This window comes from Arthrobacter citreus, from assembly GCF_038405225.1.
Lineage (GTDB): Bacteria > Actinomycetota > Actinomycetes > Actinomycetales > Micrococcaceae > Arthrobacter_B > Arthrobacter_B citreus_A.
In genome coordinates this window covers 935,138-957,080 of the sequence record NZ_CP151657.1, presented here as the reverse complement: position 1 = coordinate 957,080, position 21,943 = coordinate 935,138, and the positions used below count along the sequence as shown (strand labels likewise).

At 65.9% G+C, this 21,943-nt stretch carries 22 protein-coding genes and 2 tRNA genes; 6 read left to right on the top strand and 18 right to left on the bottom strand.

Features of this window, described 5'->3' with window-relative positions; translation table 11 throughout:
• Window positions 1-8 precede the first annotated feature (8 nt).
• Both nrdI and nrdH read right to left on the bottom strand, forming a co-directional pair.
• Window positions 9-518, bottom strand: coding sequence for a class Ib ribonucleoside-diphosphate reductase assembly flavoprotein NrdI (nrdI, locus tag AAE021_RS04435; protein WP_425362447.1), 510 nt, complete (start codon window positions 516-518; stop codon window positions 9-11).
• A 64-nt stretch (window positions 519-582) separates the two neighbouring features.
• Window positions 583-828, bottom strand: a complete 246-nt coding sequence (gene nrdH / locus AAE021_RS04430) for a glutaredoxin-like protein NrdH (RefSeq protein ID WP_229965442.1) — start codon at window positions 826-828, stop codon at window positions 583-585.
• 381 nt (window positions 829-1,209) lie between these two features.
• Here nrdH and AAE021_RS04425 point away from each other — a divergent pair, with 381 nt between their 5' ends.
• Complete coding sequence (locus tag AAE021_RS04425; protein WP_342024421.1) at window positions 1,210-2,142, top strand: LysR family transcriptional regulator; 933 nt, start codon at window positions 1,210-1,212, stop codon at window positions 2,140-2,142.
• A gap of 95 nt (window positions 2,143-2,237) precedes the next feature.
• Window positions 2,238-3,353, top strand: a complete 1,116-nt coding sequence (locus AAE021_RS04420; RefSeq protein ID WP_342024420.1) for an FUSC family protein — start codon at window positions 2,238-2,240, stop codon at window positions 3,351-3,353.
• 1 nt (window position 3,354) lies between these two features.
• On the opposite strand, the gene AAE021_RS04415 is transcribed toward AAE021_RS04420, so the two are convergent.
• Both AAE021_RS04415 and AAE021_RS04410 read right to left on the bottom strand, forming a co-directional pair.
• On the bottom strand, window positions 3,355-4,458 hold the full coding sequence (locus AAE021_RS04415; protein WP_425362446.1) for an App1 family protein: 1,104 nt from the start codon (window positions 4,456-4,458) through the stop codon (window positions 3,355-3,357).
• 97 nt (window positions 4,459-4,555) lie between these two features.
• On the bottom strand, window positions 4,556-5,629 hold the full coding sequence (locus AAE021_RS04410) for an acyl-CoA desaturase (RefSeq protein WP_342024419.1): 1,074 nt from the start codon (window positions 5,627-5,629) through the stop codon (window positions 4,556-4,558).
• Window positions 5,630-5,857: 228 nt separating this feature from the next.
• Between AAE021_RS04410 and AAE021_RS04405 the strand changes: the two genes are divergently transcribed.
• Both AAE021_RS04405 and AAE021_RS04400 read left to right on the top strand, forming a co-directional pair.
• Complete coding sequence (locus AAE021_RS04405) at window positions 5,858-7,126, top strand: amino acid deaminase/aldolase (protein ID WP_342024418.1); 1,269 nt, start codon at window positions 5,858-5,860, stop codon at window positions 7,124-7,126.
• A complete protein-coding gene (locus AAE021_RS04400; protein WP_342024417.1) occupies window positions 7,123-8,430 on the top strand; it encodes a D-arabinono-1,4-lactone oxidase in 1,308 nt (435 codons plus the stop codon). Before AAE021_RS04405 ends, AAE021_RS04400 begins: the two co-directional genes overlap by 4 nt.
• 6 nt (window positions 8,431-8,436) lie before the next feature.
• Here the strand turns inward: AAE021_RS04400 and AAE021_RS04395 are convergent, their stop codons facing one another.
• Complete coding sequence (locus AAE021_RS04395) at window positions 8,437-9,177, bottom strand: alpha/beta fold hydrolase (protein WP_342024416.1); 741 nt, start codon at window positions 9,175-9,177, stop codon at window positions 8,437-8,439.
• 73 nt (window positions 9,178-9,250) lie between these two features.
• Between AAE021_RS04395 and AAE021_RS04390 the strand changes: the two genes are divergently transcribed.
• Together AAE021_RS04390 and AAE021_RS04385 are read left to right on the top strand one after the other, a co-directional pair.
• Window positions 9,251-9,949, top strand: a complete 699-nt coding sequence (locus AAE021_RS04390; RefSeq protein WP_342024415.1) for a helix-turn-helix transcriptional regulator — start codon at window positions 9,251-9,253, stop codon at window positions 9,947-9,949.
• Window positions 9,950-10,056: 107 nt separating this feature from the next.
• Window positions 10,057-10,755, top strand: a complete 699-nt coding sequence (locus AAE021_RS04385) for a lysoplasmalogenase (protein ID WP_342024414.1) — start codon at window positions 10,057-10,059, stop codon at window positions 10,753-10,755.
• Here the strand turns inward: AAE021_RS04385 and nhaA are convergent.
• From nhaA to rplU, 13 genes are all read right to left on the bottom strand, one after another.
• Window positions 10,752-12,515, bottom strand: coding sequence for a Na+/H+ antiporter NhaA (gene nhaA, locus AAE021_RS04380; protein ID WP_342024413.1), 1,764 nt, complete (start codon window positions 12,513-12,515; stop codon window positions 10,752-10,754). The genes AAE021_RS04385 and nhaA overlap by 4 nt on opposite strands.
• 256 nt (window positions 12,516-12,771) lie before the next feature.
• A tRNA-Ala gene (locus AAE021_RS04375) sits at window positions 12,772-12,847 on the bottom strand.
• 89 nt (window positions 12,848-12,936) lie between these two features.
• Window positions 12,937-13,012 (bottom strand) — tRNA-Ala (locus AAE021_RS04370).
• A 149-nt stretch (window positions 13,013-13,161) separates the two neighbouring features.
• Window positions 13,162-13,845, bottom strand: a complete 684-nt coding sequence (locus AAE021_RS04365) for a histidine phosphatase family protein (RefSeq protein WP_342024412.1) — start codon at window positions 13,843-13,845, stop codon at window positions 13,162-13,164.
• 11 nt (window positions 13,846-13,856) lie between these two features.
• Window positions 13,857-14,255, bottom strand: coding sequence for a ribosome silencing factor (gene rsfS / locus AAE021_RS04360; protein WP_342024411.1), 399 nt, complete (start codon window positions 14,253-14,255; stop codon window positions 13,857-13,859).
• A 19-nt stretch (window positions 14,256-14,274) separates the two neighbouring features.
• Entirely contained in the window at window positions 14,275-15,702 is a 1,428-nt protein-coding gene (locus tag AAE021_RS04355) for a hypothetical protein (protein ID WP_342024410.1), read from the bottom strand.
• 25 nt (window positions 15,703-15,727) lie between these two features.
• A complete protein-coding gene (gene nadD / locus AAE021_RS04350) occupies window positions 15,728-16,336 on the bottom strand; it encodes a nicotinate-nucleotide adenylyltransferase (protein WP_342025306.1) in 609 nt (202 codons plus the stop codon).
• Between the two features lie 79 nt (window positions 16,337-16,415).
• On the bottom strand, window positions 16,416-16,655 hold the full coding sequence (locus tag AAE021_RS04345; protein WP_342024409.1) for a hypothetical protein: 240 nt from the start codon (window positions 16,653-16,655) through the stop codon (window positions 16,416-16,418).
• A 139-nt stretch (window positions 16,656-16,794) separates the two neighbouring features.
• Window positions 16,795-18,123, bottom strand: coding sequence for a glutamate-5-semialdehyde dehydrogenase (locus AAE021_RS04340; RefSeq protein WP_342024408.1), 1,329 nt, complete (start codon window positions 18,121-18,123; stop codon window positions 16,795-16,797).
• Entirely contained in the window at window positions 18,120-19,373 is a 1,254-nt protein-coding gene (gene proB / locus AAE021_RS04335; protein ID WP_342024407.1) for a glutamate 5-kinase, read from the bottom strand. The genes AAE021_RS04340 and proB overlap by 4 nt, the downstream gene beginning before the upstream one ends.
• Before the next feature lie 52 nt (window positions 19,374-19,425).
• Window positions 19,426-21,000 (bottom strand): GTPase ObgE, encoded by a 1,575-nt coding sequence (gene obgE / locus AAE021_RS04330; RefSeq protein WP_342024406.1) that lies wholly within the window; start codon window positions 20,998-21,000, stop codon window positions 19,426-19,428.
• Window positions 21,001-21,106: 106 nt separating this feature from the next.
• A complete protein-coding gene (gene rpmA / locus AAE021_RS04325; protein WP_210229426.1) occupies window positions 21,107-21,370 on the bottom strand; it encodes a 50S ribosomal protein L27 in 264 nt (87 codons plus the stop codon).
• Window positions 21,371-21,460: 90 nt separating this feature from the next.
• Entirely contained in the window at window positions 21,461-21,772 is a 312-nt protein-coding gene (gene rplU / locus AAE021_RS04320) for a 50S ribosomal protein L21 (RefSeq protein ID WP_104053917.1), read from the bottom strand.
• Window positions 21,773-21,943: the final 171 nt, after the last annotated feature.

Below are 21,943 nucleotides of genomic sequence, written 5' to 3'. Positions count from 1 at the left end.
GGAGTCCGTCATGCCGGCTTCTGCGACTGATGCGTCCAAAACTCTTCCAATCCTTCGTTAACTTTGGCAACGTCCTCGGACGTGCCCATGAGTTCAAATCGATATAAGACGGGGACTTTGCACTTCACGGAGATGATGTCCGCCGCGAGGCAATAGGTGTCCCCAAAGTTGGTGTTGCCGGCACCAATCACTCCCCTGATCAGGGAACGGTTGTGCTCGTTGTTGAGAAATTTGATGACCTGCTTGGGTACTGCGCCCCGCGCCGCAGCTCCGGGCTGTTCCGCGGTGCCGCCGTAGGTGGGCAGCAGCAGGACGTACGGGCGCTGGGCCAGCAGTGTGGGTTCGGAGGTGTGGAGCGGGATTTTTCCTGCGGCCGTGTCAAGCTTCCCGACAAAGCGGGCCGTGTATCCGGACGCCGATGAAAAGTAAATCAGGGGTGCGTCAGTGACGGGCTGCGCGTCTGCTGCGGATTCCGGAGCCGGGGTCATCCCGGAGCGGTGTGCTATCCCCAGTGTCATGGTTCCTGCGCTCCTGACGGTGCGGGTACAACGTGTGGTGGTGCCGGTGCTGCGGAAGCGAAGCTTAAGCGACAGATGAAACCGATGCCTGAGCCAGCGCGTCAATCTTGTCCGGGCGGAAACCTGACCAGGAATCCTGCTCGGTAACGACGACGGGAGCCTGCATGTAACCCAGTGCGCGGACCCGTTCCAGGGCCTCGGCGTCCTGGGACATATCCACGATCTGGTACGTGATGCCCTTCTTGTCCAGCGCCCGGTATGTAGCGTTGCACTGAACGCAGGAGGGCTTGGTGTAAACCGTAACGGTCATGGTTGGTCTCCCCTTGTGAAGCCTTGAAGTCTGTCCATTGATACTACATCCAGACACTACATCTAGTGCGCAGCTGCAACGGGAACCCCAAGATGATGTATTACAAGTATGTCATTCGCCGGTCCCGTCGTCCACAGTTAATGCACAGGGCGGGGCGGAAAATTCCGTGGATTCCCGCAGGTCCGGCCAAGGTTCTCCACAGGCTGTGCAGAACGAACACACACCCCCGGGAGGGTTGCCAAGGCCACAATTTAGGCGCGTGTCGCAAAACGCGGGCGTGTCGCGGTTCCGGCCCGGGCTTCGGGGCAGCCGGGGCTGCGGGGCAACCGGATACAGTGGTCGACGGCGGCAGGGAGCATGACGCCATGGAAGGCGGTACCAGTGCTAAACCCGATTCACCTCAAGACCCTCCTGGAAGTCATCCGGGTGGGGTCATTCGCTGCGGCGGCCCTGCGGCTGGGTTACACGGCGTCGGCGGTCTCCCAGCAGATGTCCGCCCTGGAACGGGCCACCGGAACGCACCTGTTTGAACGCTCGGCCCGCACCGCGGTGCCCACGGAAGCCGCCGTCGTCATGGCCCGACACGCTGCCAAGGTCCTCACCGACATGGATGCGCTGATGGCCGCCACGGCCAGGGTTGAAGCCGGCACCCAACACGAACTGCGCCTGGGCATTTTTCCCAGCCTGGCGACCTTCGCCCTTCCCCTGCTGGTGGGCTCCCCCGGCTGGAAGGATTTGGGCATCAACCTGAAAATCCATGTCGCGGAACCGGGCCAGACCATCCAGGGACTGCGCGCCGGCGGAGAACTTGATGTGGCCCTCATTTACCAGGTGGGTCAGGGCGGGCTGGCCTGGCCCTCGACGATCAGCCGCCAGTGGCTGGGCGACGACGACTTCCGGGTTGTCCTGCCCCGGTCCTGGGGCATCCGAGAAGGGGCCCGCATTTCCGCTGAGCAGCTCTCCGACATGCCGTGGATCATGCACCATCCCGGCACCCCGGATGCGCTGGTCATTGAACGCCTGTTTGCCGGCTGCAACCTCCATCCCCACGTCGCCGCCTACTGCGACGATTTTAATGCGAGTTTGGAAATGGCCGCAGCCGGGCTCGGCGCCGCCCTTGTCCCGGAGCTGGCCATGCTTAACCGGCACGACGGCGTGATCCTCCTGGATGTGCCCGAGATCCGGCTTGCGCGCAGCATTTTCGCGCTGGTCATCAACGAGCGCGAAAACCCGCAGGTCCGCCTCTTCCTCGACCAGCTGGCCGAGATCCTGAGGACGCAGAGCATCGCACCCCGGACCGCCGCTGACAGTTAGGCAGGCCGGCCAGCCGCGCCATGGCGCCTGGAGCAACGCTGTGACCCGCGATACTGGACTCGCGTCTGGCAGCGGCCCCGGGTAATACTGGCATGATGCCCACTACCGAGAACCTCTTCCGCCGGACGGGTAGTCTCCTGCGGGGCGCCTCCGTCGCCAAAGTCTCCAACCGCCTCACCGGCATGCTGCGCTACACCCGCATCCAGCTTGCGATAAAGGCGGCACTTGCGGTGGGTATCGCTTGGACGGTGGCGCCGCTGGTCCCCGGCATCGCCTCGCACTACCCCTATTACGCGCCGCTGGGCGCGCTGGTGAGCATGTATCCCACCGTGTCCGGCTCCGCCAAAGCCGGGCTGCAAACACTGATCGGACTGGTCACGGGCATGGCGCTGGCGCTCATAGCCCTGGTGTTCGGTGGACCGTCAGTGTGGACCATTGCCCTGATCGTGGGGCTGGGGGTACTTCTGGCCGGTATTCCCCGGCTTGGCGCGGGGAAGGACTACCTGCCCATGGCGGCCCTGTTTGTGCTGGTGCTGGGCGGAGACGACCCCGATGGCTACTCCCTGGGCTACGCGGTGCAGATGCTGGTGGGCGTGGCCGTGGGACTCACCGTCAACGCCATTGTTTTCCCTCCGCTGCACCTTAGCGGCGCCGTGGACGGCCTGGCTTCCCTGCGGCTGTCCCTGGCGAGGCAGCTCAAGGAAATGGGTACGGCGATCTCAGAATCCTGGCCCCCCGAGCACGAGGACTGGTCCAAGCGCCGGACGGAACTGGTGGCTTTCAGCAGGGAAGTGCGTGAATCGGTACAGCTGGCTGACAGCAGCCGTTACGGCAATCTGCGGAGCCGCCGCCACCAGCGTGACCTCTCTGCGGACTACCGCGCGCTGCGGGCAATGGAACGGGTAACCCTGTACGTGGAGGACATGACCGAAGTCCTGGCCACCGCTATCTGGACCAGCCCCGAGGACATGCCGGTTCCCGCCGAGCTCGCCGATCAGCTCTCCGAGGCCATGCTCGCGTGCGGCGAGGCAGTGGAAACCTGGGATGCCGGAACCGACGAATTCTCCGAAGCCAAAGACGCTGTCCGGCGCCTCCAGATCGACATGAATTCGGCTGCGTCCCCCGACAGCCCGGTGGACGTCACGGCATCCCTGGCGATGAGCATGCGCAGGATCCTGCGCACGGTGCGGACCGAAGAGGACCAGCCCTAAGCTAGCCGGCGTCGGGCAGGAGCCCCAGGTCGGCCAGCTGCGCCGCCATCCCGGCGCCGTCGGGCGCATAGATCCACGGAATGTCCGACGGCGTTTCCGCGGCCCGCGACGCGGACCGGCCACCGGCCAGCACCGCCTCGCCGGCGGACAGCTGCCGGATGGCAATGGCCCGCACGTTCTGCGGATACTGCTGGGCAAAGGCCGCATAAATGGCTTCGTCATGCTGCCCGTTGTCTCCGATGAGCAGCCACTTGATGTGCGGGAATTCCTTGGCCAGGCGTTCCAGCTGCGTCTTCTTGTGCTCCGGCCCGCTGCGGAACCAGCGGTCCCGGGTGGGTCCCCAGTCGGTCAGCAGCAGCGGCCCGGCCGGATACAGGTTGCGGGTAATGAACCGGGTCAGCGTTGCGGCAACGTTCCAGGCGCCGGTGGACAAATAGAGGACGGGACTGCCCGGGTTCTCCCGTGCCAGCCGGTCCATCATCACGGCCATGCCCGGCGTGGGCGTGCGCGCGTGCTCATCCAGCACGAAGGTGTTCCAGGCGGCCAGGAAGGGCCTGGGCAGCGCTGTCACCATGACGGTGTCGTCAATGTCGGAAACAACGCCAACGGCCGCGGCGGGATCCACGATGTAGATGGGCGCAACGGCGGCTTCGGAGTCTTCGGAGCGGAGTATGACGGAAGTCCAGCCCGGCGCCAGCTGCACCGGAAGGACCACGTCGACGACGCCGCCGCGGTCCGCGGTCACCGAATGGCGTTCCCCCCCAATCTCCACCGTGACTTCGGCCTTGTTGATCGGCGGGCTCATGAAGTTCCGCCAGCCGCGGATGCCGTCACGGATGACCTTGGCTCCCGCTGAGTTCTCCCCCGAGGCCGCGTAACCTGGCTTGGCAAGGATGACCCGGCCCAGTACCCGGACCCATTCCGTGGTGCCATAGCCGGTAAAGGGAAGGACCGTTTGGACCTCCCCGCGCTTGCGGGCGCGGCCCTCCCGGTAACTGTGCAGGGAGTCTTCAAGGCGCATGCCAATGTGGCTGGCCTGCTCCTTAACTTCCTTGACGGCGGGCCGGGCTTGGGAGGACGGTGAGTCCGAAGGTGTCTGCGACATGACTCCAGTCTGTCAGACGCATCACCCCCGGAAGCAAAAAAGCCGGCAGTACCGTCAAGGACGGTACTGCCGGCTTCACCGGCTTCGGCAGAAGCGGCTAACGGCGCCGCTGGGCCGTCATCGGGCAGTCGAACGGATCGCGGGCCGCCAGGCCCACCTCGTTCAAGTACCGGACAACGATCCCGTAGGACTGGGTCAGCGTGGTTTCCGTGTAGGGAATCTTGTGCTCGGCACAGTACTCCTTGACGATTTCTGAGGCGCGCGCCAGGTGCGGGCGCGGCATGTTCGGGAACAGGTGATGCTCAATCTGGTAATTGAGACCGCCCATGAGGGTGTTCATGCCCGTGCCCTTGATGTTCCGCGAGGTGAGGACCTGACGGGACAGGAAGTCCACCTTGGAGTCCTTGGGGATGATCGGCATGCCCTTGTGGTTCGGGGCGAAGGACGCTCCCATGTAGACGCCGAAGACCGCGAGCTGCACGCCGATGAAGGCAAAGGCCATCCCGACCGGCAGGAAGAAGAACACGGCAGCCAGGTACAGGCCCAGGCGCAGGAACACCATGGACAGTTCGGTTACGCGTCCCTTGACCTGCTTGTTGGCAAAGAGGTGCTTGATCGAGGTGGCGTGCAGGTTGATCCCCTCGAGCGTCAGCAGCGGGAAGAACAGCCAACCCTGGCGGCGGGCGAACCAGGCCATGAAGCCCTTTTGGCGCGCGGCCTGTTCCGGCAGGAAGGAGATGGTGTCCATGTCAATGTCCGGATCCTTGCCCACCGTGTTGGGGTTGGCGTGGTGGCGGCTGTGCTTGTTCATCCACCACTGGTAGCTGATGCCGACGACGGCATTGGCCACGAAGCGTCCGGCGCGGTCGTTCGCGGGACCGGACTCGAAGACCTGGCGGTGCGCTGCCTCATGGGCAATGAACGCCATTTGCGTGAGCAGCACGCCCAGCGCGGCGGCGATCAACAGCTGGAACCAGCTTTCGCCGATCAGGAAGAACCCGGTTCCGGCGGCCAGAAGGCCCGCGCAGAGAAAAATGAAGGTCGTGATGTAGAAGGAGCGGCGGCGTTTGAGCAGCCCTTCTTCACGAACGGCCTTCAGCAGCCCTGAATAGCTGCTGACGACGGAGTTGGTGCGGGTCTTCGGTGCAGCTGGTTGTGCAGTTGTGCTCATGCGGCCCTCTGGGTTTCTTCGACTTCCCAGCCGGCGTAGCGAGCAAACTCTGCTCTGTAGATACCTCAGCCTAACCCCTATGTCTGGCAAAACCATGTGACCGGCCTCCCAAGTCCCCCAACCGGCACTGCCGCGGGGTGGTTCCGCGGGTTCCGCGGTCCGAAAGGCTACAATCCGGGCAAGCCCCGCGGCCCTCGCCTGCGGCCGAAAACGGAGGATGAACCACAGATGACAGTTCCCGGCGATGTTCGGCCCGCGGGCCGGCCCCTGGACCTGGGCCGCCCAGCCGTTTCCGAACCCTGGCATCAGCCCGAAACGTTCTGGGCAGGGCTCGGCGCCGCGGTGGCGCACCTGAGCGCGCCCGTGGCCGTGCTGAGCCTTGATGCGCTCCGCTGGAATGCACAGGACCTCCTCCGGCGGGCCGGCGGAACCCCGCTCCGCGTGGCCAGCAAATCCATCCGGGTGCGCGGCATCATGGACGCCCTGCTCACCCTTCCCGGGTTCCGCGGCATTTTCGCGTTCACTCTCCCCGAGGCGCTGTGGCTCGCCGCGGACTGTGACGACGTCGTCGTCGGCTATCCCAGCGCCGACCGGACGGCGCTGGGACACCTGCTGGCCGATGAACGGCTCGCCGCCCGGGTGACGCTGATGATCGACGACGAGTCCCAGCTGGATCTAATCGACTCCCTCTCCCCGGCCGACCGGCGGCCCCCGGTCCGGGTCTGCCTCGACGCCGATGCCTCCTGGCAGGCCCCGGTCCTGGGATTTATCGGCACCCGCCGGTCTCCCCTGCACAGCCCGGACGACGCCGTCGCCCTCGCCCGGCACATCGCCGCCCGTCCCGGGTTCACCCTGGTGGGCCTCATGATGTACGAGGGGCAGGTGGCCGGCGTCGGTGATGCCGTTCAGGGGGCGGCACCGATGAACACGGTCATGCGCTGGGTCCAGTCCCGTTCCATGGCCGAACTGAGACAGCGCCGCGGCGCGATCACCGGCAGGATCCGGGAGCTGGCAGACCTGGAATTCGTCAACGGCGGCGGCACCGGCTCGATTGAAGCCACCGCCGCGGATCCGGCGGTCACCGAAATCACGGCCGGGTCGGGCCTGTTTGCCGGGCATCTCTTTGATGGCTACCGGGCCTTCAGCCCGGCTCCCGCTGCCGCGGTTGCGTTCGACGTCGTGCGCCGGCCGTCCCCTGATGTTGCGACGATCCTGGGCGGCGGCTGGATTGCCTCCGGTCCGCCCGGCCCCTCCCGGGTGCCGCAGCCCGTGTGGCCGCCCGGGCTCCGGCTGCTGCCACGCGAGGGCGCCGGCGAAGTCCAGACCCCCTTGTCCGGCAGGAGCGCCGCCGGCCTCACTGTAGGCGACCGCGTATGGTTTCGGCACGCCAAGAGCGGCGAGCTTTCCGAACGGGTTAATGAGTTCGCACTGGTCGACGGCGGCAGCGTCACCGCGGTCCTGCCCACCTACCGCGGCGAAGGGAAGTCCTTCCTATGAGCGGCGCCGGCGGCACCTGGCGGAACTGGGCGCGCACGGTGAACGTGGCTCCCCAGCGCATTGAACGCCCTGGCAGCATCCATGAACTCCAGCAATGCGTCAAACGGGCGGCCGCGGCGGGACTGCGGGTCAAAGCCGTGGGAGCCGGCCACAGCTTTACCGGGATCGCCGCCGCCCCCGGCGTGCTGCTGGACCTGGGCCGGCTGCAGGGAATCCTCGAAGCCGATCCCGAACGCCTGCAGGTCCGGCTCCTGGCGGGCACCCGCCTGCACCGGATCCCGGACCTGCTCGCCAAGTATCGACTGGCGATGCAAAATCTCGGCGACATAGACCGGCAGTCGATCGCCGGGGCCATATCCACGGGCACTCATGGCACGGGAGCCCGTTTCGGCGGGCTGTCCACACAGGTGGTGGGCCTTACTCTCATCCAGCCCGACGGCGGCCTGCTGACACTGGACGGGGATGATCCCCTGCTGCCGGCCGCCGCCCTGGGCCTCGGTGCGCTGGGCATCATCGCTGACGTCACGCTGCAGTGCGTGCCGGCCTTCGCCCTGCGGGCCGTGGAAGCTTCGGAGCCCCTGCCCTCCGTGCTGGCGTCCATGACCCGGCGGGTGGAGCAGTCGGATCACTTCGAGTTCTACTGGTTTCCCCACACCAACCGCGCCGCCACGAAGTTCAACACGCGGCTGCCTTCAGCGGCGCCGCTGAAACCGCTGCCGCCCGTCAGCCGCTGGGTGGATGAAAGCTTCCTGTCCAACACCGTGTTCCGGGCAACCTGCGCTGCGGGCACCGCTGTTCCCGCCGTCGTTCCGGCCGTCAACCGCGTGGCCGCCCGCCTGCTGGGCGGGCGGGATTACACGGACTCCTCCCCCGGAGTATTCACGCAGCGCCGGGCAGTCCGTTTTACGGAGCAGGAGTACGGCATTCCAGCGGACCGGCTGACGTCCGCGTTCGATGCCCTCCGCCGGCTGATCGACGAGCGAAATTGGCGTATCTCGTTTCCGGTGGAGGTCCGGTGGGCAGCTGCGGATGACCGCTGGCTTTCCACGGCGCACGGCCGGGCCACCGCCTATGTGGCGGTGCACCGGTATTACCGGGAAGATCCGGCGGAGTACTTCGAAGCCGTGGAAGAGATCATGCTGGCCCACGAAGGGCGTCCGCACTGGGGGAAGCTGCACACCCTGGACGCCGCGGCCCTGGCGCCCCGGTATCCGAGGTTTGCGGATTTCCTGGATCTCCGAAACCGGATGGACCCCGGCCGGGTTTTCGCCAACGACTACCTGGACCAGGTGCTGGGCCCCTAGGGCGGTTCAGTCGGTTCGGGAAGCCGCTGAGGTGATGACGTTGGCGAGGTCTCGGGGACGGCTCCACATTGGCCAGTGCCCGGTCGGCAGGTCGACGACGTCAAGGTGCTCAAGGTCCGCAACTTCGGCAAACATGGCATGGCCGGCGCGGGCCAGCTCCAGCATCTGAGCGCCCGGGATCGAGCAGCACACCAGGGTGGTCCGGACTTCGCGGCGGGCCTCGTTCGTGAGCTCGACCGGCTGACGAAGCACGGGGCCGGGTTCGGGGACGGCCCGGAGCCGAAAACGCTCAAGGACCTCCGCGCTCAGGCCTTCCAGGCTTGCCTGCTGTCCCAGGACGTCGAAGGGCGGCAAGGGAAACTCCTCCAAACCTGCCGGAAGGTCCGGGGCGAAGACGCTTCCCGACGCAACCGGACCGGAATCGACCCATATCACCCGCTGTACAAGATCGGGGTGCCGGTCAAGGACAAGACTGACCGGGAAGTTCGCCCCACTGTGAGCGACGATAACCGCAGGCTGATCAGTGGATACCCCGAGGCCGGCGAAAACGTCCAGGACGGCTGCGGCCTGATCCTCGAGGGTCTTCGACGCACGGTCGGGATCGTCCCCGTCGAGGCCGGGCAGGGTCATCGCGGTTGCACCGGAGACGCCGGTGTCCAGGTGTTCAAGGACTTCGTTCCACGCCCAGGCGCCCAGCCAGTGGCCGGGGATGAGAAGGATGGGCGGAGTGTTGGCAGTAGTTGTCATATCACCAGCTTCATAGGTGCGGCAGACAGGTGTATGTCACTATTTGTGTCATGAATTTATTGGGGGTCCACCAGTGAAACGGGCGGAAAGGCTGCATGCCCTGTCCGAGATGCTGCGCCGCAACGGATCGCGGGGCTGCTCCGCCGAGCGGCTGGCGGGAGAATTCGGCGTGTCGGTGCGCACCGTCAAGCGGGACCTCGCGGCGCTCGAGAGCAGCGGCGCGCCGGTTTGGTCGCGCCCGGGTCCCGGCGGTGGCTACGGACTGGCCGCAGGCGCGTCTTTGCCGCCTGTCAGCCTGTCCCCCGCACAGGCAGTGGCGCTCATGGCGGCTGTGTCCGCGGCACCCGATGCTCCCTACGCCGATCTGGCGGCAGCCGGAATCCAGAAGATCCTGGACGTCCTCGATCCCCGAACCCGGGCAGGAGCGGACGAGCTGGCCGGCCGCGTCTGGGTCAACGCGGTGCCCTCCTCTTCGCGCACCATCAGGTCGGCGCTGGAGGCGGCGATGGCCGAACAACGCGTGGTCCGCATCCGCTACACCTCGGCAGAGGGAACCACCACCACGCGCGACGTCGAACCCGTGCTTTTCGCTTCCACAAACGGCCGGTGGTATCTGGTGGGGTGGTGCCGGCTGCGCAGCGCAATCCGATGGTTCGCCGTGCCGCGCATCGAGCGGGCGAGCGTCACCAAGGCGGCCTGCGCCGGCCACACGGTCCACGAGGTGGGAGAACCCCCGGCCAACGCCAGACCGGTGCACGGCCGCGGCGGGTGATTTCCCCGGTATGCCTCTCCGGTCAGTACGCGCAGGGGAAAGCCGGGCTGCGGCGGAAAACGCCGGGGCACCGTACGATGGGCTCCAGCCAACCCGAAGGATGTCCCGTGACCGCCGCGCCCGCCCAAATTCACACCGCAGCACTGCCCCGCTCCTGGTGGTGGGGCTTCCTGCCGTTCGCGGTGGTTTCGGCCGTGCACATCGGAGCCCGGGCCGTGGGGGCTGCCGAAATTGCGGAACCGACAAAGCTCGCACTGATGCCGCTGCTCGCCGTTGCCGCCCTGTGGGGCGGCCGTGGTTTCAGCACGGGTCTGCCGATGGCCCTTCTGCTCGGAGCGCTCCTGTTTTCGTGGCTGGGCGACGGCGCCGCAGCTTTCTTTCCGTTCGCCCCGGAGCTGCCGGTGATGCTCGGAGCGTTTGGACTGGCCCATCTTTGTTACATCTGGATGCTCACCCGCTACACCGCTGCCGGCCCATTCCCACGCTGGGCCCTGGTCTTTGCCGCATGGTGGGTGCTCATGCTGCTGGTGCTGTGGCCGAACCTCGGAAGCCTGGCCTTCGCCGTGGCAGCCTATGGAATTGTGCTCGCCGGGACCGCAGCAACAGCGGCCCGGTGCAGCCGGACTGTGGCCGTCGGCGGCTTGCTGTTCCTGGCTTCCGACACCGTGCTGGCGCTGCGCATCTTTATGCCTGACGCCATGCCGGAGTGGACCAATCCACTCGTGATGCTGACCTACTGCGCGGGTCAGGGCCTTATCGTGGCCGGCGTGCTCCAGGCAGGGGCAGTGCGCCGTCCGGCCGCCTAAGATCCGGATTCCTCCAGCGCACGGATCAGGGACGGGGCGTCGTAGGGCCCGCGGTGGCGCACCGAACCGATAAAAAACGTGGGCGTGGAATGCAGGTCCATGAACTCGGCGTCCAGCGCATCATCGTCCACCCGGTTGGCCACGGATCCTGACTGCAGATCGTTGCCGAACTCCTCGACGTCGAGCCCCAGTTCCTGGGCGTATTCCAGGAGATCATCAGCTTCCAGACGGTCATGGCGCTCGAACAGCAGCCGGCCGTACTCCCGGAAGGCACCCTGCCGGTCAGCGGCCTCGCTGGCCCGCGCCGCCTGGACCGCATGCGGATGCACCCGGGTCAGGGGCAGATGCCGCCACACGTAAACCAGCCGCGGACCGAAGTGCTCCAGCACCTCGTCGATGGAGCCGGTGGCCCGGGAACAGAACGGACATTCAAAGTCCCCATACTCCACCAGCTGAAGCGGCGCCTCCGGATTCCCGCGGTAGTGGTCACGCTCCGGGTCAAAGTCCCGCACCAGGAACCGCCCCACGGTGGACGCCGGCTGGAAGCGGTCCACGAGCCTAAACCAGCCCCAGCCCAGCAGGAAGGCCAGCACCGACGCTGCCAGGACACCCACCCGGGCTTCGGCCTGCAGCAGCTCATCCTCCACGGCGAGATCCACGATAAACAGGGAAATGGTAAATCCGATGCCGCACAGCGCCGCTCCGCCACCGACCCTGGCCAGGGTCAGGCCGGGCGCCAGCTGACCCGCGCCGGTCCGGCGCATGATGGCGGTGGCGACGGTAATGCCCACGGTTTTGCCGACCACCAGCGCAATGATGATTCCCCAGGTCAGCCGGGACTGCACCGCTGCCGCGAGGGTGCCGCCATCCAGCCGCACTCCGGCATTCGCCAGGGCGAAAAGCGGCAGGATGAGCAGCGATACGTACGGTGCGTACGTACCCTGAAGCCGTTCGTTGACGGAGATGGATTCCTTCAGGCTCCGCGCCGTCGCCGCCGCGTACTCGGGAGTGGGTGACTGCCGGAACGCCCGGGCCAGTTCCTCCGTCCGTTCCACGTGCGGGCGGCGCGGCGTGAACACCGGGATCATCAGGGCAATGGCAACCCCGGCCAGCGTTGCATGGACGCCGGATGCATACGTTGCTCCCCAGGTCAGGAGGCTGAGGACTGTGTAGGCCGGGCCGCGGCCGGTGGGCAGGAAACGCACCAGCGCCACGAGCACCAGGAGGACGACCGCCGCCAGCAGCGGAAGCAGCTCCAAGTCCGACGTGTAGAAAACAGCGATGGCTGCCAGGGCGCCAATGTCATCCACCACTGCCAATGTCAGCAGGAACACCCGAAGCCTGCCCGGGAACTTCGGCCCGACGACGGCCAGCGCGCCCACCAGGAAGGCCGTGTCCGTGGAGATCACAGCACCCCACACTGTCGCATTTTCACCTGTTGGATTGAGGAGCAGGAAAATTCCGGCCGGCACCAGCAGGCCGGCCACAGCCGCCGCCACCGGCACGACGGCGCGGGAGCGGTCCGTCAGCTCGCCCACGGTGAATTCACGCTTGACCTCAAGTCCAACGGTGAAGAAAAAGAACGCCATCAGCGCGTCGTTCACGATGTCATGGAAGCTCATCTCCAGTTCAAGGTCACCGACCCGCAGATCGACGGCGGTGTCCCAGAATTCTCCGTAGCTTGCTCCGAACGGGAGGTTTGCCCACAGAAGTGCGAGCATGGTGAAGGCCAGCAAAAGCCCGGCTGAGGTCTTTTCCATGTCAACGGGCACCGGGACGCGGTGACAGGCCGGGACACAGTGACAGCAACGGTGACAGCGGGAACGGTGTTTCCGGGCAGGGACGCAGCATTTCGGCCATCCCTGCATTCTGGTGCAGTTTCCGCTGCGCTGGCTAGGGGCGGGTTGAGGCCGGCCCAAACGGCACTCCGCAGCAACACAAAAAGACGCAGCAACACAAAAAGGTCCGGGTCCTTTCCAACAGTTCTTGTTGGAAAGGACCCGGGCCTTCTGTTTTTGGTGGAGCTGAGGGGATTCGAACCCCTGACCCCCTGCATGCCATGCAGGTGCGCTACCAGCTGCGCCACAGCCCCAAATTCAGTTGTTGATTCCATCATCAATATCCCGGAAGAATTCCATGGGAGAAAAATGACCCATAAACACTGCCTGCGCAGTTGCTTATTGGTGGAGCTGAGGGGATTCGAACCCCTGACCCCCTGCATGCCATGCAGGTGCGCTACCAGCTGCGCCACAGCCCCAATAAACTGTTTCCACTATGCCTCACACCGCGGTTTTTGTATCCCCCGGGCCGAAGCAACTCCTCTACTTTAGTACAGAAATAACGGAGTGCAAAATCGAACTACACGGGTGGAATTCGGGTGCGCCGAACCGTGGCCCGCGTCCGGACTTACCCTTCGAGCGGTCCGGACGGCAGGGCATCGAGGCCAACATTGTGCTGGGCCAGGTTCCACCGGACACCACCGGCGGTCGCATCGCGTTCCTCGAGAATGGACCAGTGGGAATTCGATACGCCGCTGATGACCGTCCACGATTCGGTGGGCAGCCCCAGCAGGGCACAGATCCCCGCCCGGATGGCACCGCCGTGGCTGACCGCCACGAGTGTTCCACCGGGCTTCAGCGCATCCGCGGCTTCAGTAACTGCCTCGGCCACCCGCCGGCCGACATCAACACGGCTTTCACCGCCCCCTGCGCGCACATCACCGTTGCCAGCAGCCCAGCCTGCCTGCTCCTGCGGAAACCGAGCTGCGATGTCGGCAAAGAACAGCCCTTCCCACGTTCCCGCGTAGGTTTCGCGCAGCCGGGGGTCGGTGCTGATGGGTTTCCCGCTGGCCTCCGCCAGTGCCTGGCCCGTTGCGAGGGCGCGGCTGAGGTCCGAGGACACAATCACGTCCGGGTGCAGGTGCCGCAGGACAGCCGCCGCCTCCACCGCCTGGTGAACCCCCGAGGGGTCCAAGGCAATGTCCTGCTGGCCCTGGAACCTTCCGGCACGGTTCCATTCCGTTCGCCCGTGACGCCAGAAAATGACACGCTTGCCGGTACGGGCCGGATCCCAGGAGGCGGAGGCAGTCACGGGCTGCGGTGCTACTCGGCGTCCGGAACGGCGGGTGCTGCGGGTGCTGCGTTTTCGATCTGCAGGTCAACTGCCGGGCAGTCCTTCCACAGGCGTTCCAGAGCGTAGAAGACCCGGTCCTCTTCGTGCTGGACGTGCACTACGACGTTGGCGTAGTCGAGCAGGACCCACCGTCCTTCGCTGCGGCCCTCGCGCCGAACCGGCTTCAGATCCTTCTTCGCCAGTTCTTCTTCGATGCCGTCGACGATGGCGTTGACCTGGCGCTCGTTGGATGCCGAGGCAATCAGGAAAACGTCGGTGATGGCGAGGCGTTCGCTGACATCAATGGCGACGATGTCGTTAGCCAGCTTGCCGGAGGCTGCCTGGGCTGCCACCCGCGCAATATCGATGGATGATTCGGTGGCGCTCAAAGTGTCTCCTTGTTTAACATCAGCTGCCAAAGCCGCCGACGATCATTGCTACTGAGATGATCAGGGCAAGTATGCCGAGACCACCAATTCCCAGCGATACAAAACGCAGTCGCCGGGTACGGCCGAGTCCGGCCGTTTTTACGTCCAACGGGTCAAGCCCGAAAGCACTTCGTGCGCCTACGGGCTTGGCGCCCTCGGCAGGATCCAGGGGGGCATTGACCAGGGCGTCTGCCCGGGCCAGGATGCGTGAGTGCCGCACGTCGGTGGCACCCGACGTCCGGCGAACTTCAAAGCGCTTGTCTCCGGCGCGGGGGCTGCCCTGCGGCGGTGCGGGGACCTCGCGGCCGGCTTGCTTTGTCTTCGGCGTAACGACCGGGACGTGGGATGTCGGCGGCCGCCGCATGACGGGCCGGTCCACTCCGGGTACCCGGACAAACTCGAGCGGTGTCACCATCGCCAGGTTGTGGGCTGTGGACGGGTCACTGGATGACGGCTTGCGCTGCTCGTTTTCCTGGGACAGCCGCTGCATGCTCTGTGTCCGGCGGTTCAGCACCGCTGCGCGCTCGGCCAGTGCCTTTTGCTGGGCCAGCAGCTCCAGATCAACAGCGTGCGGGTCCTCGGCCTGAAGGGCCTCCATCGCTGCGACCTGGTTGCGTGCCTGGGCATGCAGCGCCTCGCGGGCGACGAGCGCCTGTTCCACGGTCATACCGGCGACGTCGGAATTTGGATCCGCAGGGGTCCCGGAGCCGGGTGCGGCCTGAGTTGCGGGGATGCTCTGCTCCGGGGCTTTCTCAGCACGGCGGCGCCGGTCCCGGCGTCCGCCTTCCCGTACCGGGGGCAGAGCAGCGGGAACGGCATCCACGACGGCCATGGCTCCGGCGTTGGTGGAGCCCTTCTCCGCGGGGTTTGACGCGGCATCAGGCTTCGCGGCCGGCGTCTTGGCAGCCGCACCAGCAGCCGGCTTGGCCGCAGGTTTCTTGGCAGCGGGCTTATCCGCGGGTGCCTTGGAAGCGGGCTTATCCGCGGGTGCCTTGGAAGCGGGCTTATCCGCGGGTGCCTTGGAAGCGGGCTTATCCGCGGGTGCCTTGGCAGCAGGCTTGTCCGCGGGTGCCTGAGCAGCGGGTGCCTTGGCAGCAGCAGGCTTGTCCGCGGGTGCCTGAGCAGCGGCCGGCTCGGCAGCCGGCGCGGCTCCTTCACCGGTCACGCCGGCGGCCGCCGCGCGCTGCTGCTGTTGCTGCAGCCTCAGCTGGCGGCGGGTTGGCGGATTCGCGGAATCCTCGGAACGCGCCTGCTTGTCTGCCAGCGCCTTATACGCACGCAGGGCCTCGCGGTCCCTGGCCCGCTGCTGAGACTCCCTTTCGCGGGGCCCGGCAGGGGCGTCCACCGGTACGTCAGCCGCTCGGCGGCTGCGCCGCGGTGCGTCTGCGGACTCTGGACCGTTTGTCATTTCCTACCCATCCGGTTTCGTTTGGTTATGCTACGGGTTCTGTGGTGGCTGCTGAGGGCTGCCGGACGTGCTGGGGTTCGGCTTCGTACAGCCCGTGCTTGGCGATGTACTGGACCACTCCGTCCGGTACGAGATACCACACCGGGTCACCATCGGCCACCCGCTCCCGGCAGTCCGTGGAGGAGATGGCCATTGCCGGCACCTCCAGCAGGCTGACGTCGTCGCGCCCCATGTTTTCGAGCACATGGCCCGGGCGGGTGACCCCCACAAAATGAGCCAGCGACCACAGTTCCTGGATGTCCTTCCAGGACAGGATCTGTGCCATGGCGTCAGCGCCGGTGATGAAGAAGAGTTCAGCTTCGGGCCGCGCTTCCCGAAGGTCGCGGAGAGTGTCAATGGTGTAGGTCGGTCCCGGCCGGTCAATGTCTACGCGGCTGACGGTGAACCGGGGGTTCGACGCCGTCGCAATGACCGTCATGAGGTACCGGTGCTCCGCCGGGCTGACCTCTCTGGCTGACTTGTGCCACGGTTCTCCCGTAGGCACAAAAACCACTTCGTCCAAGTCGAAGACAGATGCCACCTCGCTGGCGGCGACAAGGTGCCCGTGATGAATCGGATCGAAGGTTCCGCCCATCACGCCCAGGCGCAGCGGCCGCTGCGCAGGCTCAGGCTGTGCGGCCGTCACTAAGGTTCCCACTGATTCCACGGAGGAATCAGCCCTCGATGCCCTGGCCGTGGTCGTGCTTGTTCGGGAACTGGCGCTGCGGGTCGATGTGTTCCGGCGTAACCTCGTGGCGGTGGCCCAGGCTGGTGAAGGAGACAGTGGCAAACATCAGCGCCAGCAGTGCGCCCATGATGATCACGGCATACATCACCGGGGGCATCGGAATAGACACGTGTGCTTCGGCCGTCTCACTGGCAGCAAGTACAGCACTGGAAAGCTGGATCAGCATGGATCTCCCTCAGAAAGCTATGAGTAAATAACCCGCCGGCCCGGCCGGCGGCGTAGTGGTTTCCTTCAAGTCTACGCGTAAGCGCAGACGGGCTGCACCCGCGCGCGCCGCGCACCCGGTGATCGACCGGCTTCGCCTCTTAGATGCGGATGTGGCCGTCACCCTGGACAATCCATTTGGTGGTTGTCAGCTCCCGCAGCCCCATCGGTCCGCGCGCATGCAGTTTCTGGGTGGAAATACCCACCTCGGCTCCCAGCCCCAGCTCTCCGCCGTCGGTAAACCGGGTGGAAGCATTCACGATGACCGCGGCCGAGTCAATCTCCGCGATGAAGCGTTCCGCATTGGCCAGGTCGTTGGTGATGATCGCTTCAGTGTGCCCGGTGCTCCAGCGGCGAATGTGGTCAAGCGCCTCGTCCATGTCATCGACCATGGCCACGGCCAGGTCCAGGTCCATGTATTCCCGGCCCCAGTCGTCCTCCCCCGCCGCCTGCGACTCGATGCCCGCCGGAAGGGCGGCCCGAACCCGGTCGTCGGCGTGCAGCCGCACTCCGGCAGCAGCCAGGGCGGCAAGCACATCGGAGGCCGCCTCGGCGTCACGGTGCACCAGGAGGGTTTCGACGGTATTGCAGACGCTGGGCCGCTGGGTCTTGGCGTTCAGCAGGATATCCACTGCCATTTCCACCGGAGCGCTGCGGTCCAGGTAAATGTGGACGTTTCCTTCGCCGGTTTCGATCACGGGAACGGCGGCATTGGCGACCACTGTCTGGATCAGGTCCCGTCCACCCCGGGGAATCAGGACATCCACCTTGCCGCGGGCCTTCATGAGCGCGTTGGCGCCGGCGCGGCCGTAGGCATCCACGCCCTGTACCGCGTCGGCCGGCAGCCCCACGGCCTCGAGGGAGTCCCGGATAATGTCCACGAGCACGGCATTGGTCTGCGCCGCGGCACTGCCGCCGCGCAGGATCACGGAGTTGCCGCTCTTTAGTGCGAGCCCGGCAATATCCACTGTGACGTTGGGCCGTGCTTCGTAAATGGCTGCCACCACGCCCAGCGGAACGTGCACCTGGCGCAGGCGAAGCCCGTTGGGCAGCGTCTGGCCGCGGGCCACCGAACCGACGGGATCCGGCAGGCCGGCCAGCTTTTCCAGTGCCTGCGCCAGGCCTTCGATCCGTTCCGGGGTCAGGGTGAGGCGGTCCAGCATTGCCGCCGATGTTCCCTTGGACCGGCCGGTGGCGACATCGCCGGCGTTGGCGGCCAGGATCAGTTCACGCTTGGCGACGAGGTTCTTGCCGATTTCCCGCAGGCCCAAGTCCTTCCAGGCCCGGTTGGCCCGGGCCAAGCGGCGGGAGGCAATGCGGGCGCGGTCGGCGGCCGCATGAATCCCGGCCACCGCCTCGTCCGCGGCGGTGCCCGCCCCGGTCACCGACGTTTCTGATGCGTTCGTCACTGATGTCTTCAAGGCGCTCATGCTCCCAGTGTATTGAGGGTCTCAGGGCGTGCAACGGAGGAACCCGATGCCGCAGGGAATCCGGGGTCGGCCAGGTGCCTGCCGTCCTGCAGGACCACCAGGTCATTGACGTGCACCACCGCGCGTTCGTAGGCGCGTCCCAGTTCCTTGGACAGTTCGCGGGTGGACCGGCCGAGCATCTGCGGCAGCTCGTCGGATCCGTAGTTGCTCAGTCCGTGGGCAATCACGGTGCCGTCCTGGCCGGCCACGGCCACCGGGTCGCCGGGCTCGAAATGTCCCTCAACGGAGACGATGCCCGCGGGAAGCAGCGACCGGCGCCGGTCGGCAACCGCCTTGGCGGCGCCGTCGTCCACTACAAGCGTGCCCTGGAGCCGGGCGACATGGGCCAGCCACAGCAGGCGCATGGACTGGCGGCGGCCACGCCCGGTGAACCACGTTCCGACGTCCTCCCCCGCCAGCGCCGCGGCGGCGTTGGCGGTGGATGTCACCAGGGCGGGAATCCCGGACTCCGCGGCGATCGTGGCTGCCTCGACTTTGGTGGCCATGCCGCCGGTCCCGACGCCGGCCCGGCCCACCTTGCCAATCCGGACGTCCTCGAGGTCCTTCTGCCCGGTCACCTCGGGGATGCGAACGGCGCCTTCGGATGGCGGACCGTCGTACAGCGCGTCGACGTCGGACAGCAGGATCAGCGCGTCGGCCTTGACCAGGTGCGCCACCAGTGCCGCCAGCCGGTCATTGTCGCCAAAGCGGATTTCGTGGCTGGCCACGGTGTCATTTTCATTGACGATGGGCACGACGCCGAAGTTCAGCAGCCGCTCCATGGCGCGGTGCGCGTTGGCGTGGTGTGTGCGGCGCATCAGGTCTTCGATGGTGAGCAGGACCTGGCTGACTGTCACTCCGTGTTTGCCGAAGGCCTCGGTGTACCGGGCCATCAGCAGGCCCTGGCCCACGGAGGCTGCCGCCTGCTGCGAGGAAAGCTGGGTGGGGCGCTTGGTCAGCCCCAGGGGTGCCAGGCCGGCCGAAATGGCGCCGGAGGACACCAGGATGATCTCGGTGCCCTGTGCCCGGCGGGCGGCGAGGACATCCGCGAGACCGGTCAGCGCTTCGTCGGAAATTCCTCCGGCCACTGATGTCAGCGAGGAGGAACCCACTTTGACGACAATCCGCTGGGCACGGGCGAGCCCGGAGCGCGAGCGGAGGGCCCGGCGGGGTGCAGGGACAGGGTGGTGGGATGATGTGTTATCAGTCATGTCCCCACCACCCTATGCGTTTCCCCGCACCCGGGCGGGTTGTGTTAAGCCGTTATTCGCCTTCTGCGGGCGCCGCGGGCTTGTTGTGCTTGTAGTTCACGGATTCCGTCCAGATGCCTGCACGGCGCTCGGTTTCCAGCTCCGCGCGTGCAGCGGCACGTGCGTCACGGCGCTGCTGGTGGTCTTCGCGCTTTTCTTCGCGCGTCGGCCGGGAGAACTCCTCGATGCGGATATCCGAGCCGCGCGGTGATGCAGCCAGAAGCTCCGCACCGCCAATCATGGTCGGCTCCCAGTCGAAGACAACGCCGTCGCCCTCACCGATCACCACGGCGTCGCCGGGCTTGGCGCCGGCCTTGAAGAGCTTGTCCTCAACGCCGAGCTTGGCCAGGCGGTCGGCAAGGTAGCCCACAGCCTCGTCGTTGGTGAAGTCGGTCTGCGCCACCCAGCGAACCGGCTTGTCACCGAGGACACGGAACAGCGGCTCCAGGTTGCGCTCTTCCCTGCGGATGCTGAACCCGCCCTTGCCGTCGGCGTTGCGCACGCGCAGCGTGGGGGTCTTCACCCGCGGCGGGGCTGCCTGCACGGCGGAGCGTGCGTCACGGACAATCTCGGCCATGGCGTAACCCAGTGCCTTCAGGCCTTCGTGGCTGGACGCTGAAACTTCGAAGACGCGGTAGCCGCGCTTCTCCAGTTCCGGGCGGACAAATTCGGCCATGTCGCGGCCGTCAGGGACGTCCACCTTGTTGAGCGCGACCAGGCGCGGGCGCTGGTTCAGCGGGACGACGTCGCCGTCGGTGCCCGCGAAGCTCATATCCACGGTGTACTTGTCGAGCTCCTGCTCAATGATGTCCAGGTCGCCCAGCGGATCGCGGTCCGTTTCCAGAGCCGCGCAGTCCAGCACATGCACCAGGGCGGCGCAGCGCTCCACATGGCGCAGGAAGTTATGTCCCAGCCCCTTGCCTTCGGAGGCGCCTTCGATGAGGCCCGGGACGTCGGCAACCGTGAAGCGGACATCGCCGGCTTCAACGACGCCCAGGTTCGGGACCAGCGTAGTGAAGGGGTAGTCAGCAATCTTCGGCCGGGCCGCCGACATGGCGGCAATCAGCGATGATTTTCCGGCGGACGGGAAGCCCACCAGGGCAATGTCCGCGATGGACTTGAGCTCCAGGACGATGTCCCGCTCGTCTCCGGGCACGCCCAGCAGGGCAAAGCCGGGGGCCTTGCGCTTCTGCGAGGACAGCGAGGAGTTACCCAGGCCGCCCTGGCCGCCTGCCGCGGCAATGTACTCGGAGCCTTCGCCAACGAGGTCCGCGAGGACTTCGCCGTCTTTGTTCTTGACGACGGTGCCGTCCGGCACCGGCAGGATCAGCGTTTCGCCGGTCTTGCCGTTGCGCCAGTCGCCCATGCCGTTGCCGCCGTTGGTGGCGTGGCGGTGCGGAAGGTGGTGGTAATCGAGCAGGGTGGTGGCACTGGAGTCAACACGCAGGATGACGTCGCCGCCGTCGCCGCCGTTGCCGCCGTCGGGCCCACCCAGGGGCTTGAACTTTTCACGCTTTACGGACACGCAACCATGGCCGCCTGTACCGCCTGAAACATGCAGTACTACGCGGTCTACAAAGCTGGCCATGGTTCTCCTTCAAGGAATTTTTTGATCATGCCAATTCTACTCGGCTTAAAAGACGACGGGGCGGGCCATCAAGGCCCGCCCCGTCGGAAAAGCTAAAATGCGGTGACTACTCGGCTACTGCAGCAGCCACGATGTTCACGACGCGGCGGCCGCGGCGGCTGCCGAATTCGACTGCACCGGCTTCGAGCGCGAACAGGGTGTCGTCGCCTCCGCGGCCAACGCCCTCGCCCGGGTGGAAGTGGGTGCCGCGCTGGCGAACGATGATTTCGCCTGCCTTGACAACCTGGCCGCCGAAACGCTTTACGCCGAGGTACTGGGCGTTGGAGTCGCGACCGTTGCGAGTGGAACTCGCACCTTTCTTATGTGCCATTTTCTACTGCCTGCCTTTGCTTTACTGATTATGAAACTCAGGGCGGGATGCTTCCCGCGTTCCCGGCTCCTGGTGGAGCCGGCACGAGAATCAGGAGTTGATGGACGTAACCTTGACCTTGGTCAGCGAGGAGCGGTAGCCCTGACGCTTCTTGTAGCCGGTCTTGTTCTTGAACTTCTGGATGACAATCTTCGGACCCCGAAAATTCTCAACGATCTCTGCCGTCACGGTGACCTTGGCCAGGTCCTGTGCGGAAGAGGTGACCTGGTCGCCATCAACCAATAGCAGGGCGGGCAGCTCAAAGGTGCTGCCGGCTCCACCGGGGACGCGGTCCAGGGTTACGAGGTCTCCGACGGAAACCTTTTCTTGGCGGCCGCCAGCGCGGACAATCGCGTACACCACTTGGGAACTCACTTCTCTCGACGTTTAATACTTGGATGCGCATTTAGCTGGGCCGAAAATGGGCCCGCCTTGCGCCATGCAGTCACGCCCTGTATCCGATAAACGGTTGGAAGGCGTTCGCACCGAAGTTCAAGGTTACGCTACGCAACCGATAACCCGCAAATGCTGGGC